Origin of the sequence: Bradyrhizobium forestalis, assembly GCF_002795245.1 — a bacterium.
In the GTDB taxonomy this organism is placed as follows: Bacteria; Pseudomonadota; Alphaproteobacteria; order Rhizobiales; family Xanthobacteraceae; genus Bradyrhizobium; species Bradyrhizobium forestalis.
Genome location: NZ_PGVG01000002.1, coordinates 136,874 through 153,369, shown reverse-complemented (window position 1 = coordinate 153,369; position 16,496 = coordinate 136,874). Strand labels below are relative to the sequence as shown.

General features: G+C 63.7%; 12 protein-coding genes. 8 read left to right on the top strand and 4 right to left on the bottom strand.

Annotated features, from left to right (window positions below; all coding sequences use genetic code 11):
* Positions 1-10 precede the first annotated feature (10 nt).
* The 5 genes from CVM73_RS02995 to CVM73_RS02975 all read left to right on the top strand — a co-directional run bounded on the left by CVM73_RS02995 (position 11) and on the right by CVM73_RS02975 (position 4,687).
* Positions 11-787, top strand: coding sequence for a TatD family hydrolase (locus CVM73_RS02995; protein WP_100230528.1), 777 nt, complete (start codon positions 11-13; stop codon positions 785-787).
* A gap of 13 nt (positions 788-800) precedes the next feature.
* Positions 801-1,598 carry an MBL fold metallo-hydrolase gene (locus CVM73_RS02990; RefSeq protein ID WP_100230527.1) on the top strand — a complete coding sequence of 266 codons (798 nt, stop codon included), beginning with the start codon at positions 801-803 and terminating at the stop codon, positions 1,596-1,598.
* Positions 1,599-1,761: 163 nt separating this feature from the next.
* Positions 1,762-2,355 carry a TRAP transporter small permease gene (locus CVM73_RS02985; protein ID WP_100230526.1) on the top strand — a complete coding sequence of 198 codons (594 nt, stop codon included), beginning with the start codon at positions 1,762-1,764 and terminating at the stop codon, positions 2,353-2,355.
* Positions 2,356-2,357: 2 nt separating this feature from the next.
* Positions 2,358-3,671: a TRAP transporter large permease gene (locus CVM73_RS02980; RefSeq protein WP_100230525.1), complete on the top strand. Its 1,314-nt coding sequence runs from the start codon at positions 2,358-2,360 to the stop codon at positions 3,669-3,671.
* A 38-nt stretch (positions 3,672-3,709) separates the two neighbouring features.
* Positions 3,710-4,687 carry a TRAP transporter substrate-binding protein gene (locus CVM73_RS02975; RefSeq protein WP_100230524.1) on the top strand — a complete coding sequence of 326 codons (978 nt, stop codon included), beginning with the start codon at positions 3,710-3,712 and terminating at the stop codon, positions 4,685-4,687.
* Between the two features lie 63 nt (positions 4,688-4,750).
* Here the strand turns inward: CVM73_RS02975 and CVM73_RS02970 are convergent, their stop codons facing one another.
* The 3 genes from CVM73_RS02970 to CVM73_RS02960 are packed head-to-tail and all read right to left on the bottom strand — an operon-like array spanning position 4,751 to position 9,368.
* A complete protein-coding gene (locus CVM73_RS02970) occupies positions 4,751-6,400 on the bottom strand; it encodes an acyl-CoA synthetase (RefSeq protein WP_167406591.1) in 1,650 nt (549 codons plus the stop codon).
* Positions 6,401-6,422: 22 nt separating this feature from the next.
* On the bottom strand, positions 6,423-8,306 hold the full coding sequence (locus CVM73_RS02965) for a TRAP transporter large permease (protein ID WP_100230522.1): 1,884 nt from the start codon (positions 8,304-8,306) through the stop codon (positions 6,423-6,425).
* Positions 8,307-8,336: 30 nt separating this feature from the next.
* Positions 8,337-9,368 carry a TRAP transporter substrate-binding protein gene (locus CVM73_RS02960; RefSeq protein ID WP_100230521.1) on the bottom strand — a complete coding sequence of 344 codons (1,032 nt, stop codon included), beginning with the start codon at positions 9,366-9,368 and terminating at the stop codon, positions 8,337-8,339.
* A gap of 460 nt (positions 9,369-9,828) precedes the next feature.
* Between CVM73_RS02960 and CVM73_RS02955 the strand changes: the two genes are divergently transcribed.
* Positions 9,829-11,064, top strand: coding sequence for a M24 family metallopeptidase (locus tag CVM73_RS02955; protein ID WP_100230520.1), 1,236 nt, complete (start codon positions 9,829-9,831; stop codon positions 11,062-11,064).
* An 80-nt stretch (positions 11,065-11,144) separates the two neighbouring features.
* On the opposite strand, the gene CVM73_RS02950 is transcribed toward CVM73_RS02955, so the two are convergent.
* Positions 11,145-12,020: a ferritin-like domain-containing protein gene (locus CVM73_RS02950; RefSeq protein ID WP_100230519.1), complete on the bottom strand. Its 876-nt coding sequence runs from the start codon at positions 12,018-12,020 to the stop codon at positions 11,145-11,147.
* Between the two features lie 253 nt (positions 12,021-12,273).
* Between CVM73_RS02950 and CVM73_RS02945 the strand changes: the two genes are divergently transcribed.
* Both CVM73_RS02945 and nosZ read left to right on the top strand, forming a co-directional pair.
* The gene (locus CVM73_RS02945; RefSeq protein ID WP_100230788.1) at positions 12,274-14,508 is read left to right on the top strand and encodes a NosR/NirI family protein; all 2,235 of its coding nucleotides are present in this window, start codon (positions 12,274-12,276) and stop codon (positions 14,506-14,508) included.
* Between the two features lie 22 nt (positions 14,509-14,530).
* Positions 14,531-16,474, top strand: a complete 1,944-nt coding sequence (nosZ, locus tag CVM73_RS02940) for a TAT-dependent nitrous-oxide reductase (protein ID WP_100230518.1) — start codon at positions 14,531-14,533, stop codon at positions 16,472-16,474.
* The last annotated feature ends 22 nt before the right edge of the window (positions 16,475-16,496 follow it).

Here is a 16,496-nt window from a genome sequence, read left to right as displayed (position 1 = left end):
CGCTCGCGCGATGCTGGTCGACAGCCACTGCCACCTGGATTTTCCAGACTTCGCGGACGATCTCGATGGGATCGTGTCGCGGGCGCGAGCGGCCGGCATCGCACGCATGGTCACGATCTCGACGCGGGTGCGGCGGCTGAAGGACCTGCTCGCGATCGCCGAACGCTACGACGACGTCTATTGCTCGGTCGGCACCCATCCGCACAATGCGGACGAGGAGGACGGCATCGCGCCGGACGAGTTGATCGCGCTGACGCAGCACCCCAAGGTCGTCGCGCTCGGCGAAGCCGGGCTCGATTATTTCTACGACAACGGCTCGCCGGAAGCGCAGGCGAGGGGCTTTCGCGCTCATATCGCCGCCGCCCGCGCCACCGGCCTGCCGCTGGTGATCCATACCCGCGAGGCCGACGAGGACTGCGCGCGCATTCTGGAAGACGAGGTGGCAAAGGGATCGTTTCGTGCCGTGCTGCATTGTTACACGGGCGGGCGTGAGCTTGCGCTGAAGGCCGTGTCGCTCGGGCTCTATATCGGTTTCACGGGAATCCTGACCTTCAAGAAATCGGACGCCCTGCGTGCGCTTGCGGCCGAACTGCCATCCGATCGTATCCTGGTTGAAACGGACTCGCCCTATCTTGCGCCGGGCAAGTTCCGGGGCAAGCGCAACGAACCCGCTTATGTGATCGAGGTCGCAAAGGTGCTCGCCGAGACTCGCGGCGTGTCGCTTGACGAAATCTCGCGCCAAACAAGCGAAAACTTCTTCCGCCTGTTCTCGAAGGTGAGAGCTTGAGACTGGGGACCACATGACGTTGACGCTGACGATCCTGGGCTGCGGCTCCTCCGCCGGCGTGCCGCGCCCGGCGCTCGGCTGGGGCGCCTGCGATCCCAACAATCCCAAGAACCGCCGTCGCCGCTGCTCGCTGCTGGTCGAACGGACCTCCGAGCACGGCACGACACGCATCGTGATCGACACCTCGCCGGACCTGCGCGAGCAATTGCTCTCGACCAATGTCGACCACATCGACGCGGTGTTCCTGACGCATGAGCACGCCGATCAGACCCACGGCATGGACGATCTACGCTCGGTCGTCATGCACATGCGCCGGCGCATCCCGACCTATTTCAACCAGTCGACCGCCAAGGACATCATGGCGCGGTTCTCCTATTGCTTCATCTCGCCGGAGGGCAGCGACTATCCGCCGATCCTGACGCGGCATTCGATCGAGGCGGGGGAGAGCCAGACCATCCTGGGGAAGGGCGGCGCGGTGACGATGACGGCCTTCCTGGTGCAGCACGGCGCCATTCCCGCGCTCGGCTACCGCATTGGGGATGCCGCCTACACGCCAGATCTCAACGACATCCCGCGCGAGAGCTGGGGCGCGCTGGAAAATCTCGAGCTCTGGATCGTCGACGGGTTGCGCTACACCGGTCATGTCAGCCATTTCAGCATCAACGACGCGCTGTCGTGGATCGAACGTTTCAAGCCGAAGCGCGCGGTCATCACGAACATGACCGCCGACGTCGACTACGAGGTCATCAGGCAGTCGCTGCCCGCTGGCGTGGTGCCGGCCTATGATGGGCTGCGGCTGGAGACGCGCTGAACCTGCGGTGGAAATTCCGGCGCCAGCCGGCATACTCCTTGCTTGCACGGGCCCCATCGTGTTGATCTAACGTCTGAAAGACAGGCGCTGGGCAGGACGATATTCAAGCTGGACCGGCACCTGATGCGCAATCGCGGGGTCGGTTGAAACGCCTCGTGTGAGGATGGGGATCGCGTTGGCAGCGGATGATGTAGCGGCTCGGGGACTGGTGCGACGCGCTCTGGATCTCCTTTATCTCGGCGCGGGCTACGCCGCCGGCATCTTCCTGGTTGCGATCTTTGCAATCATGATGGTCATGTCGGTTGGGCGTCAGTTTGCGATCAACATTCCCGCCGGCGATGATTTCGCGTCCTGGTGCATGGCTGCGATGGCTTTCCTCGGTCTCGCTCACACCTTCAAGCGCGGAGAGATGATCCGCGTCGGTCTGCTGCTGGAACGCCTGCACGGGCGGACCAAGCAGATCGCGGAGATCGTGGCGCTCGGTATTGCCACCGCCTTCATCCTCTATTTCACCCGCTATGCCGTGCAGATGACCTACGACTCCTGGCGCTTCAACGATGTGGCGCAGGGCGTCGTCGCGCTTCCGCTCTGGATTCCGCAGCTCGGCTTTGCCGGCGGCCTTGCGATCCTGTCGATTGGGCTCATCGACGAAATGGTCAATGTCGTCGGCGGCAACCGGCCGAGCTACGAGAAGGGCTCGCCGGACGAGACGCCGGAAGAATTCGTCGAGCGCATCTCGCAAGGCGGCGGAGGTTGACCATGGCCAATCTCGGCATGATCGAGCTGTCGTTCGTCCTGCTCGGCGTCATGATCCTGCTGCTGGGAAGTGGCGTCTGGATCGCGGTTTCGCTCGGCCTCGTCGGCTTCGTGGCGATGGCGCTGACGACGAGCCTGCCACTCGGCGCCGTGCTCGCCACCACCACCTGGAGCGCCAGCTCCTCGTGGACGCTGGCCGCGCTGCCGCTGTTCATCTGGATGGGCGAGATCCTGTTCCGCACCAAATTGTCGGAAGAGATGTTCCGCGGGCTGTCGCCCTGGGTTCAGTGGCTGCCCGGGCGCCTCACCCATGTCAATGTGATCGGCTGCGGCATCTTCGCGGCGGTCTCGGGCTCTTCGGCGGCGACCTGTGCGACGATCGGCAAGATCGCGCTGCCCGAGCTCGACAAGCGCGGCTACGACAAGGGCCTGAGCCTCGGCTCGCTCGCGGGCTCCGGCACGCTCGGCCTGCTGATTCCACCCTCGATCCCGATGGTGGTCTATGCTGTCACGGCGAACGTCTCCGTGCTTCAAGTATTTCTCGGCGGCTTCCTGCCGGGCGTGCTCGTGATCGTGCTCTATTCCGGCTACATCATCATCTGGTCGCTGCTCAACCCGAAGAAGATTCCGCCGCGCGATCCGCCGATGCCGTTCCGGCAGAAGCTCCGCGAGTCCGCCAAGCTCGCGCCCTGCCTGCTGCTGATCCTGGCCGTGTTTCTGTCACTGGTGTTGGGCTTCGCGACCGCCACGGAATGCGCTGCATGGGGCGTTACGGGCGCGCTGCTGCTGGCGTGGTGGAGCGGCACGCTCACGCGCAAGAATTTCCTCGAGAGCATCATGAGCGCGACGCGCCTGACCTGCATGATCATGCTGATCCTGGCAGGCGCGGCCTACACCACGGCCGCGATGGCCTATACGGGCATTCCGGCCGCGCTCGCCACCTGGGTCCAGGGGCAGCAGCTCACGCCGAGCATGCTCGCGCTGTATCTGAGCATCATGTACATCATCCTCGGCTGCCTGATCGACGGCATCTCGATGATCGTCCTGACCGCCGTCATCGTGCTGCCGATGGTCAAGCAGGCCGGGCTCGACCTGGTCTGGTTCGGCGTCTATCTCATCATTCACGTCGAGATGGCCCAGATCACGCCGCCGGTCGGATTCAATCTGTTCGTGCTCCAGAACATGAGCGGCCGCGATACGTTCACTGTTGCACGGGCGGCGTTCCCGTTCTTCGTGCTGTTGCTCGCTGCGGTCTTCATCATCACGGAGTATCCGCAGATCGTGATGTTCCTGCCAAAGCTCGCCTTCCCAGACTGAGCGTAACGAATTTCAAATTGACTGTGAGGAGAAGCCCGATGATCTCTCGTCTATTCTGCGCATCCTTGATCGCAGGCCTCGCGATGGCCGCGACACCCGCTTTGGCCCAGACCAAATGGAATCTGCCGGCGGCCTATCCTGCCGACAATCCGCACTCCGAGAATCTCGTCGCCTTCGCCAAGGACGTCGAAGCCGCCACGTCCGGCAAGCTCCAGATCACGGTTCATCCCGGTGCCTCGCTGTTCAAGGCACCCGACATCAAGCGCGCGGTGGTGACCGGGCAGGCGCAGATGGGCGAGGTGCTGCTGTCGATCCACGAGAACGAGGACCCGCTCTTCGGCGTCGACGTCGTGCCGTTCCTCGCCACCAGCTTCCCCGACGCGATGAAGCTGTATCAGGCCTCCAAGCCCGCGATCACCAAGAAGCTCGATGCGCAGGGTCTCAAGCTGCTGTTCGTCGTGCCTTGGGCGCCCCAAGGCGTCTATGTCAATAAGCCGCTGGCGACGATCGAGGACATGAAGGGCCTGAAATGGCGCGCCTACAATGTCGGGACCGCGCGCATCGGCGAGCTGGTCGGCGCCCAGTCGGTCACGATCCAGGCGGCCGAATTGCCGCAGGCGTTGGCGACCGGCGTGGTGAACTCCTTCATGTCGTCCGGCGGCACCGGCTACGATGCGAAGGCCTGGGAGTCGCTCAAGTATTTCTACGACGTGCAGGCCTGGATTCCGAAGGACTACACCTTCGTCAACAAGGCCGCGTTCGAGGCGCTCGACAAGCCGACCCAGGAGGCCATCCTCAAAGCCGCGGCGACGGCGGAAACCCGTGGCTGGAAGGCCTGGCAGGACAAGAGCACCTGGTACATCGATCAGCTCAAGGCGAAAGGCATGACCGTCGAGCCGCCGAGCCCGGCACTCAAGGCCGGCTTCCAGAAGATCGGCGAGCAGCTCACGGCCGACTGGCTCAAGAAGGCGGGGGCCGACGGCCAGGCGGTCGTCGACGCCTACAAGAAGATGTGACGACGGAGAGAGGCTTCCGCTCGCTGCATTCGGCGTGCGGGCGGAAGACTCTCCAGACTGCTCTCAGGCCGAGATCGCCTTCGCCGAGCCCACCTCGTTGCGCAGCAGGAATTTCTGGATCTTGCCGGTGGACGTCTTCGGGATCGGCCCGAACACCACCGCCTTCGGCGTCTTGAAGCCGCTCATGTGCGAACGACAGAAGGCGATGATGTCGGCCTCGCTTGCGCTTGCGCCGTCTTTCAGTTCGACGAAGGCGCAGGGCACTTCACCCCATTTCGGATCGGGTTTTGCGACCACGGCTGCGAACAGCACGGCCGGGTGCTTGTAGAGGATGTCCTCGACCTCGACGGAGGAGATGTTCTCGCCGCCGGAAATGATGATGTCCTTGGAGCGGTCCTTGATGATGACGTAGCCGTGCTCGTCGAGCACCCCGAGATCGCCGGTGTGAAACCAGCCGCCTTCGAAGGCTTCCTTGGTCGCCTTCTCGTTCTTGAGATAACCCTTCATCACGATGTTGCCGCGGAACATGACCTCGCCGATGGTCTCGCCGTCGCGCGGCACCTCCTGCATCGTTTGCGGGTTGATGACGGTGACGCTTTCCTCGAGCGGGTAGGGCACGCCCTGCCGGCGCTTCATGCGCGCGCGCTCGGCAGGCGGAAGGTCGTCCCAGCCCGGCTGCTCGGCGCAGACGGAGGCGGGGCCGTAGACCTCGGTCAGGCCGTACACATGCGTCAGCTTGATGCCGATGCTTTCGGCGCCTTCGAGCACGGCGACCGGCGGCGCGGCGCCGGCGATCAGGCCGACGACGCGGCGGGCGGCATTGCCTTTGGGCGCATCCGGCGCGTTGATCAGCGTGTTGTAGACGATCGGCGCGCCGCACATGTGGGTGACGCCGTGCTGTTTGATCAGCTCGAAGATCTTGGTCGGCTCCACCTTGCGCAGGCAGACATTGATGCCGGCAGCGGCCGCGATGGTCCACGGGAAGCACCAGCCGTTGCAGTGGAACATCGGCAGCGTCCAGAGATAGACCGGATGCTGGCCGAGATTGCCGGCGAGGATGTTGCTGACCGCGTTCAGATACGCGCCGCGATGATGGGTGACGACGCCCTTGGGATTTCCCGTCGTGCCCGAGGTGTAGCTCAGCGCGATCGCGTCCCATTCGTCCTGCGGCGTGACCGCGGCGAAGCCGGGATCGCCTTGGGCAACGGCAGCCTCATACTCGATCTCGCCGATCCGCTTGCCGCCCTTGAAGGCGGCGTCGTCGACATCGATCACGAATGGCTTTGGCCCGCTCATCTGCGCCAGTGCGTCGGTGATCACGCTGGAAAATTCGGGATCGACAAGAATGATTTTCGCCCCGCCGTGATCGAGCTGGAACGCGATCGAGGGCGCATCGAGGCGGATGTTGAGGGCGTTGAGCACGGCGCCGATCATCGGCACGGCAAAATGCGCCTCGTTCATCGCCGGGATGTTCGGCAGCATCGCCGCCACGGTGTCGCCGACGCCGATGCCCTTGCCCGCCAGATAAGAGGCAAAGCGTCGGCAGCGCTCGTGGGTCTGCGCCCAGGTGAAGCTGCGCCCCTCGTAGACCGTGCTGACGTGATCGGGATACACCGCGGCGCTGCGGGCAAGGAAGCTCAGCGGGCTCAGGGGCACGTAGTTGGCGGGAGTCTTGCCGAGGCCGATATTGTATGGGTTCTGCCGCTCACTCATCGACACCCTCCTCAAATGCGTCTCAAAGGAATCCGATCGATATCCAGGGGAAGATCGCGACGATGATCAATCCCACCAGCAGCGCCAGCAGATAGCCCCAGATCGGCCTGATGCCTTCGGCCGGATCGACGCGTCCGATGGCGCATGCGGCATAATAGCCGACGCCGAAGGGCGGGGCGAATAGCCCGATACCCATGGCCAGAATGATCACCATGGCGTAGTGCACCTCGTGCACGCCGACGGCGCGGGCGATCGGGAACAGCAGCGGTCCGAACAGCACAATGGCCGGAATGCCCTCCAGCACGCTGCCGAGGATGGTGAAGGCCAGGATCGACACGGCGATGAAGCTCGCCGCGCCGCCCGGCAATCCGGTCATGGCCGCAGCCAGCGAGCGCGAGAAGCCGGATTGGGTCAGGCCCCAGGCCATACCGGTCGCCGTGCCGATGATCAGGAGGATCGCACCCGACAGCGCCGCCGTCTCGACCAGCATCGGAAACAGCCGCTGCCAGTCGAAGCGGCGGTAGACCAGCAGGCCGACGAGAGCGCCATAGACGATGCCGATGGTGGAGACCTCGGTCGCGGTCGCGATGCCCTCGACCACGGCGTAGCGGATCACGAAGGGCAGCGCGAGCGCGGGCAGGGCGACGATGAAGGTCTTGCCGATCTCGGATGAAGTGGCGCGGCGGACATGGCTCATGTCCTCGTGGCGGTAGCGCCACCACACCAGCATGCACAGCGTGATCGCGAGCACGACGCCGGGCAGCAGGCCGCCGGTGAACAGCGCCGCGATGGAGACGCCGGTGACCGAGCCGATCGTGATCAGCACGAGGCTGGGCGGAATGGTCTCGGTTTGGGCGCCCGTCGCCGCGAGAAGCGCGACGAGATCGCCGGGCTTGGCGCCGCGCTCTTTCATCTCGGGAAAGAGCACGGGCGCAACTGCGGCCATGTCGGCGGCCTTGGCGCCGGAAATGCCGGAGACCAGGTACATGGCGCCGACCAGCACGTAATGCAGGCCACCCCTGACATGGCCGAGCAGGCTCGCCAGGAACGCCACCATGGCCCGCGCCATGCCAGTCATCTCGATCAGGAGCCCCAGGAACACGAACAGCGGCACCGAGAGCAGGATAAGGTGGCTCATGCCCTCGTCCATCCGCCCGACCAGCACCATGACGGGCGTCCGCGTGGTCAGCGCGAGATAACCGAAGATGGCGAGGCCAAAGCCGAACGCAATGGGAACACCGGCAAAGACGCAGAAGCCGGCGACGCCGACGAAGAAGATGACGAGGTTGAGATTGCCAAGCGGCCGCAGCAACGGCTGCGCCAGCCAGAACAGGCCGATCACGACCGCAACCGACAGCACGGCGGCTGCAACCATTCGGTAGTCGGCTGCGCGCAGCAGCCGGAGCAACGCAAAGGCCGCCATCAGGCCGATGCCGGCCGGCAGTGCGGCGGCGCGCCACATGTTGGAGATCTGCAGCGCCGGCGTCGTGATGTAGCTCTCTTCGTACGCATAGTCGCAGGACGGCCAGACGATCAGCGCCAGGAACGCCAGCGCCGCTGAGGTCGCGACCAGATCGAGATAGGCCCGCATCGCAGGCCTGGCGCTGGCCACGACGGCGGTCATGCGCATGTGCTCGGAGCGGCGGAATGCGACCGCCGCGCCCAGCATCGCGAGCCACAGGAACAGGATCGAGGCGAGCTCGTCCGACCAGATCAGCGGCCGGTGCAGGCCGTAGCGTGCGACCACGCCGGCAAACAGGATCACGATCTCGGCGACGACCAGGATCGCCGCCGGGATCTCGACGATGAGACCAAGCACGCGCTCGGCCGAAGCCAGCAACGAAGGTCGGCGAGGGGACTGAAACGCCGCCTCACCCACCACTTCGGTCACCTCGACATGAGCCATCCTGATACTGACCTCGGCGGCCCCAACGCGTTACGACAGCTTGCCGACGGCCTTTTCCAGGAGATCCCAGGCCTGATCGCCATACTTGCCCTTCCACTCGGCATAGAAGCCGGCGGTGCGCAGCTTGTCGCGGAATGGCGCAACAGCCGGCTGGTTGAAGGTCAGGCCCTTGCCCGCGAGCTCCTGCTGCAGGTTGGCGTTGAGCTTGGCGGTGTCCTCTCGCTCCTTGACGGCGGCGGCGTTGATGTTCTTGGCGACGACGGTGCGCACGTCCTGCGGCAGCTTCTCCCAGGCTCTGCGGTTGGCCAGGAACCAGAAGCCGTCCCACATGTGGTTGGTCAGCGAGCAGTATTTCTGCACCTCGTAGAGTTTTGCCGTCGAGATGATCGCCAGCGGGTTCTCCTGGCCCTCGACGATCTTGGTCTGCAGCGCCGAATAGACCTCGCTGAAATTAATCGAGGCGGGCGCCGCATCGAACGCCTTGAACATCGAGGTCCACAGCGGCGACACCGGCACGCGGATCTTGAAGCCCTTGAGGTCGTCAGGGCCGGTGATGGGCTTGGTCGACGACGTGGTCTGGCGGAAGCCGTTGTCCCAGATCTTGTCCATGACCTCGAGCCCGGCCTTCTTGATCTCGCCGCGGACATGGGCGCCGAGATCGCCGTCCATGGCCTTCCAGACCGTGTCGTAGTCCGGGAAGGCAAAGCCGATGCCGTTGATGGACGCCGCCGGCACCAGCGTCGACAGGATCAGGCCGGACAGCGTGAAGAACTCGACGCCGCCGGAGCGGATCTGGCTCAGCATGTCGGTGTCGGAGCCGAGCTGGTTGTTCGGGAAGATCTGGAGGTCGAACTTGCCGTTCGTCTCGCTCTTGATCGCCGCCGCCATCTCCTTGGCGCGCACGTTCAGCGGATGGGTGTCGGGCAGGTTGTTGGCGTATTTGTAGGTGAACTCGGCGCTCTGGGCGCGGGCCACATGGGGCGCACCGAGGCCGCCCAGGACCGCGGTCGCGGCGGAGGCCTTGAGAAGCGTGCGTCGGGAAAAGCGCGTTGAAAAGACCATGGGTCTGCTTCCTCGGAAGGTTTGTTGTTGTTCTGAGATGCAAACCTATACGGACGGTCGGCCTTAAGGTCATCTGCGATCTCGCGAGGCCTCGCTTATTGCAGCCGGACAAGGTCACGGCAATATCGGCTTTTGGAGAGATGGGCTGGATGCGGAATCTGCAAAACAACCCCATGCACAGTAGCCGTCAAGAGCTGAGACGACGAACCGAAAGCGGCACTCAAGTGGAGGTGCAGCAGCAGGAGTTTCGTCTAAACAATTGATCGAATTGAAGATAAAGATATTCCATAATATACCTTATGCGAATTACGGGTATGGACCTGGCGGGCAGTTCGCCAAGCTGTTTCGAACCCTACTTCAGGCCTAACATCGGGAGCCAACCGACCATCCGACTGTTAGTCGGATGGCCGCTGACAGGAATTGCAGGAGATCAAACCGCCGCAGCCATTGGAGGTTCGCCATGCAGGAGACCGTTGCCCGCGCCGCTGCCTCGCGTGCCATTCCGTTTGATGCCGCCAAGCTCGACCGTCTCATGGAGGCGGCCGGATTTGATATCCTGATCGCGACCTCCAAGCACAACGTGCAGTACCTCCTGGGCGCCGAGCGTGCGATCTTCTTCGATTATATGGATGCCTTGGGAGTCAGCCGCTATCTGCCGGTGCTGGTGTATCCCAAGGGTGCGCCCGAGAAATCCGTCTATGTCGGCCACCGGCTCGAAGCCCATCAGCGCGCCCTTGCGCCGCCCTGGGTGCCGCAGGTCCGGACCGAATCCAACGGTTCGGTGGACGCCGTCACGCGGGCTGCAGACCTGATTCGGCAATCCGGCGTGCCAATGAAGCAGATCGGGATCGAGTTTCCGTTCATGCCGATGGATGCAGGGAAGGCGCTGGCCGACGCCCTGCCCGGCGCAGAGCTCAAGGACGCCGTGCTGGTGCTGGAGCGGCTGCGGGCGGTCAAGTCGGCGGAGGAGTTGGCGAAGTTGAAGACGGCGTCTGAGCTCGTCATCGCATCCATGCTGGCGGTGATCGCCGGGCACGGTCGGGGCACGACCAAGCGGCAATTGTCTGACGCATTGCGCCTTGCGGAAGCCAATCGCGGCCTGACCTTCGAATACTGCCTGCTCGCCTGCGGCAGCAGCCACAACCGGGCGCCATCAGCGCAGCGCTGGGAGCAAGGCGAGGTGCTGTCGCTGGATTCCGGAGGCAATTATCAGGGCTATATCGGCGACCTCGCGCGCATGGCCGTGCTGGGCGAGCCCGACGGCGAACTGAAGGATTGTCTGGCCGAGATCGAGGCGGTGCAGCGCGCCGCCTTCGCCGCGGTCCGGCCAGGTGTGCTGGGCGGCGACATCTACGTCGCGGCCGAGCGGCAGCTTGCCCAGATCGGCCAGCGCGACTGCACTGAGTTCCTGGCTCACGGCATGGGTCTCGTCAGCCACGAGGCCCCGCGCCTGACCGCCAAGGGTCCCGTCCCCTACGATGACACCGACGCGCACCAGCCGCTCGAACCCGGCATGGTGGTCTCGATAGAGACCACGATGAAGCATCCGAAGCGCGGCTTCATCAAGCTCGAGGACACCGTCGCAGTCACGGCGACAGGATACGAGATCTTTGGCGAACGTGGCCGCGGGTGGAATTTGGGCGGGAGCGCCAGCGCCGTCAGCGTCGATGCAAGCACTCGTGCGGAAAGTCGTTGAATCATTGTGTCTTGGCCGGGAGCAGCTAGCGCGTCTCGGTAGGCGATCAGAAGCCGCCGTGCACTCGGCGCCGCAAGAATCTAGTCCGCCAAGAGCGAGCGCAGCCAGGCCAACCTCGAGATCGCCTGCTCGGCAAGTCGCTGCAGACTTTCGACAAGGGCCGCGTCGCCGGCACGCTCGGCGCCGTCGAGGTAACCGTCCACGAGCGCTTCGGCGATCTCCAGGGGATCCTTTTGTTCCATGGAAGCCGGAAAGCTGCCCAGACCGGCTGCGGCGTCAGCCATCTCGCTTGCCTGCTGGCGAATGTCCCGGGTCCGGACGGCAGCAGGCCCGCTCAGACGTTGTTCGAGCTCGACAAGTTGCGCAGCCAGACGAAGCTCGAGCTTTCGCGCATCGATGGGCGCCTGAGGCGCAGCGGCGGCCCCGGCGCTGCTGTGGTCGTGTTGATGATGATAGGCGCGGCGCCTCTCCTTCCGCAGAGTGGCGACATGGGCGAGTTCTTCCTGGGCCATGGCCTCGGACGCCTTCTTGACCTCGGGATCGTGCGAGTAGGCTGCGAGATAGGACCAGAAGGCGAAGGCGCGTTCCTCGTTGCGGACTGCCATGGCGAGCGCGCGATACGGCGTCATCAAGCGGGATGTCTTGACTTCAGCGGCCGATTCCGGATCGAGGGGTTCGGGCGCTTCCCAGCGCACCAGAGCGGGATCCGGGCGCTTGCCGCGGCGCGATTGAGACCACTGCGTGACGCTATCCACGTGCTCGCGCTCGGCGGCAGCTAGTCGCGTGAACACGTCCGCAAGATCAATCTTGCCCTGCCCGCGCATGTCTTCGGCAAGAGCATCATACCTATTTGCGGCCTCCTGCTCCATTGCATGCGCTAGCGCAAAGAGCTCGTCGAGAGACTCCAATACACCCGCAGGCTCAGCACTGAGCAATGAAGTGCGTAGAAATGGCATGGCAAGGTCTCCAAATGCAGACGTCTGGCTTGGTTCTGCGCGAACACAATCCTTGCGCGGGGCTTGACAGATGCGGTTGCGCGCGATGAGTTTGGCACGTCAGCGGCGACAAATCATCGACGAAGAATTTCAAGGCACGCGCGTCCCGGTTGGTCGTGCAAATCGCATTTGAAGCGACATGTCGAAGCGGTCGAACGATACCGTCGCCGGGAGGCGTGCAGCGCTAGCACGAGCGTTTGCAGGCTTGCTGCTGATGTGTCTGACTTATATTTCGCCCGCATGCGCCGCCGGTGATTTGTCGACATACCTGCCGAAGGTCGCGCCCGCCGAGTTTTTCCCGGGTGCGGATCGTTTTGGTCCACCTCAAGGCGATCCGCCGATCATTCCAGCCTACCGTGGCGACCAGCGCCAGGGATTTATCTTTCTCAACTCCGATTTCGCGAATTCAGTCGGCTACTCCGGTAAGCCGATTCACATTCTGGCCGGCATCGACCCGAATGGCGTCATCACCGGCCTCAAGCTCGTCGATCACAAGGAGCCGATCGTGCTGGTCGGTATTCCGGAAGCTCGCATCGTCGCTGCCGTGAATTCCCTGATCGGCAAGGACATGAAGCCGGTTGCAAGTGGCAGCGAGAAGCCGCCGCAGGTGGACATCGTGAGTGGCGCAACCGTCACCGTGCTGGTGATGGGCGACAGTATCGTCCGCGCGGCGTCCAAGCTCATCCGGAGCGGTCGCGTCGGTGGCGGCGACAGCGCTGCGGCTTCGGCAGCCCTGCCCCCGGTCGTCAAGACGCTCGATCTCGAGCACAGCGACGTCCGCGACTGGGAGAGCCTCGTCGGCGACGGTTCGATACGTCGGCTTCATCTCGGTATCGGCGACATCAACGACGCCTTTGCGAAGTCCGGCAGCGCGGCGGCGAGCCAATATCCCGAACCAGGTGACGCGAGCGACAGCTTCATCGATCTCTATGTGGCGCTCGTGACCGCTCCCACGATCGGCCGCAGCCTGCTCGGTGAGGACGGCTATCAACGGCTGAAGCACAGCCTGAAGCCCGGGCAGCAGGCGATCGTCGTCGCCGGCAACGGCCCCTACTCGTTCAAGGGTTCGGCCTATGTGCGCGGCGGCATCTTCGATCGCATCGAGATCCTGCAGGAAGGCAACAGCACCCGCTTCCGCGATCGCAACCACACCCGGCTTGGTGCGCTGGAGGCGGTCGGCGCGCCGGAGTTCAAGGAAATCGGGCTGTTCGTCACGCCGCCCGAATTCACCCTGGATCCGACGCAGCCGTGGCAGCTTCAGCTGCTGGTGCAACGGAGCCTCGGCGGCCGCGACAAGGCGTTCCTGACCTTCGACCTCAACTACGCCCTGCCCGACGGCTACATACGCCGCGAGCAGCGCACGGTGACGGTGCCGGAGAGCGCGGCGCCCCCGCCCTCGCAGACAAAAGCTGCGGCTGCGCCGCCAGCGGAGACAGATGAGCCGCTTTGGATACGGATCTGGCGGTCGAGCACGGTCTCGATCGGCATCACCGCTTTCATGCTGGCCGCCCTCACCGGCATCTTCTTCTTTCAGAACCTGCTGGTGCGCCGGCCCGTCTTATACACCTGGGTGCGACGAGGCTATCTCGCCTTCGTTCTGGTCTGGCTCGGCTGGTACGCCAACGCGCAACTCTCCGTCGTCAATGTCGTCACCTTCACCAATGCGCTGGTGACGGGCTTCCGCTGGGAGTTCTTCCTGGCCGCTCCCCTGATCTTCATCCTGTGGGCCGCGACGGCCGGCGGGCTTTTGTTCTGGGGCCGGGGCCCGTTCTGCGGCTGGCTGTGTCCCTTTGGCGCATTGCAGGAGCTCACCAACACGGCCGCGAAATGGCTGAAGGTGCCACAAATAACAGTGCCATGGGGACTGCATGAGCGGCTGTGGCCGATCAAGTACATCATCTTTCTCGGACTGTTCGGCCTGTCGCTCTACTCGGTCGACATGGCCGAGCGATATGCCGAGGTCGAACCGTTCAAGACGGCGATCATCCTGAAGTTTTCGCGGGGCTGGCCATTCGTGGCCTACGCAGTCGCCCTGCTCGTCATCGGCCTCTTCATCGAGCGCTTCTTCTGCCGCTACCTCTGTCCGCTCGGCGCGGCGCTTGCAATTCCCGGCCGCATGAGGACGTTCGAATGGCTCCGCCGCTGGGAAGAATGCGGGTCACCCTGCCAGCGCTGCGCCAAGGAATGCCCGGTGCAGTCGATCCACCCCGAGGGGCACATCAACGTCAATGAGTGCATCTACTGCATGCACTGCCAGGAACTCTATTACGACGATCACCGCTGCCCGCACATGATTCAGGTGCGGCTCAAACGCGAGAAGTTCGCGGCCATGTCCTCGCCCTCGATGCGCTCGGGCGGCAAGGCTGGCGGCAAGGGTCCTGCGACCGTCATCACCGCCGGCGGCAAGCCTGTCGGGGCCGCAGCCGCCATCTCTCCACCACCAAACTGAACCGCAAGCCGAGGAGGTAATCATGAGCGAGAACGAAAAGACCAAGGGCGTCAGCCGACGAACAGTGCTGGGAACGACAGCGGCCGCGGCGGGCGTGGGCCTTGCCGGCGGAGCCGTGATGAAGGACGGCTTCGTCTCGTCCGCAGACGCGCAGACCAAGACCGCTGCTCCGAAAGCGCCGGCGGCCCGGCCGGCGGTGCAGAAGACCGAAGTGGCGCCCGGTGAGCTCGACGAATATTACGTGTTCTTCTCGAGCGGCCAATCCGGTGAGATGCGAGTCGTCGGCCTGCCCTCGATGCGCGAGCTGATGCGCGTGCCGGTGTTCAACCGCTGCAGTGCGACCGGCTGGGGGCAGACCAATGAAAGCATCAAGGTTCTGACAGAAGGGATGCAGCCCGCCACCCGCGAATTCCTCAAGAACCGCGGTGGCACCTACCTGAACGGCGACCTCCACCACCCGCACATTTCGTTCACGGAGGGCACCTATGACGGTCGCTATGCCTTCATGAACGACAAGGCCAACAGCCGCGTCGCGCGGGTGCGGCTCGACATCATGAAGTGCGACAAGATCGTCGAACTGCCGAACCAGCATACCGTCCACGGTTTGCGCCTGCAGAAGTATCCACGCACCGGTTATGTGTTCGCGAACGGCGAGGATGGGGTGCCCCTGCCCAACGACGGCAAGGTCCTCAACGATCCCAAACAGTATCGCTCCATCTTCAGTGCGATCGACGGCGACACGATGAAGGTGGCCTGGCAGGTGATCGTCAGCGGCAACCTCGACAATGTCGACGCCGACTACCAGGGCAAGTATTGCTTTGCGACCTGCTACAACGGTGAGGAAGGCGTCACTCTCGCGGAAATGACCGCCAGCGAGCAGGACTGGGTCGTCATCTTCAACCTTAAGCGGATCGAGGAGGCCGTGAAGAAGGGCGACTTCAAGGAGATGAACGGCGTGCCCGTGCTCGACGGCCGCAAGGGATCGCCCTACACCCGCTACGTTCCGGTCTCGAACAACCCGCACGGCATGAACACGGCCCCGGACGGCATCCACGTCGTGGCGGCCGGAAAGCTTTCGCCCACCGTGACCGTGATGGACGTGCGCCTGTTCGACCAATTGTTCGATGACAAGATCAAACCGCGCGACGTCGTCGTCGCAGAACCGGAGCTCGGCCTCGGCCCGCTGCATACCGCTTACGACGGCAAGGGCAACGCCTATACGACCCTGTTCCTCGACAGCCAAGTCTGCAAGTGGAACATCGATCTCGCCAAGCGGGCCTTCAAGGGTGAGAAGGTCAATCCCATCCTTCAGAAGCTCGACGTGCACTATCAGCCGGGCCACAACCATACTTCGATGGGACAGACCAAGGAGGCCGATGGAAAATGGCTCATCTCGCTGAACAAGTTCTCGAAGGACCGTTTCCTCAACGTCGGCCCGCTCAAGCCCGAGAACGATCAGCTGATCGACATTTCGGGCGATCAGATGAAGCTGGTGCATGACGGTCCGAGCTTCGCCGAGCCGCATGACGCCACCATCGTCCACCGCTCCAAGATCAATCCGATCTCGATCTGGGACCGCGCGGATCCGATGTTTGCGGATGCGGTCAAGCAGGCCAAGGCCGACGGCATCAACCTCGAGGCGGATTCGAAGGTCATTCGCGACGGCAACAAGGTGCGGGTCTACATGACGTCGACCGCGCCGGCCTATGGCCTCGACCAGTTCCAGGTCAAGCAAGGTGACGAAGTGACCGTCTTCATCACCAATATCGATGCGGTGGAAGACCTGACGCACGGCTTCTGTATCGTCAATTACGGCATCAACATGGAGATCGGACCGATGGCCACCTCGTCGGTGACCTTCACGGCCGACAAGCCGGGCGTCTACTGGTACTACTGCTCCTGGTTCTGCCACGCCATGCATATGGAGATGAAGGGCCGGATGTTCGTCGAACCGAAGTTGGTGTGATCGGAGCGACTCGTGGGTCTCC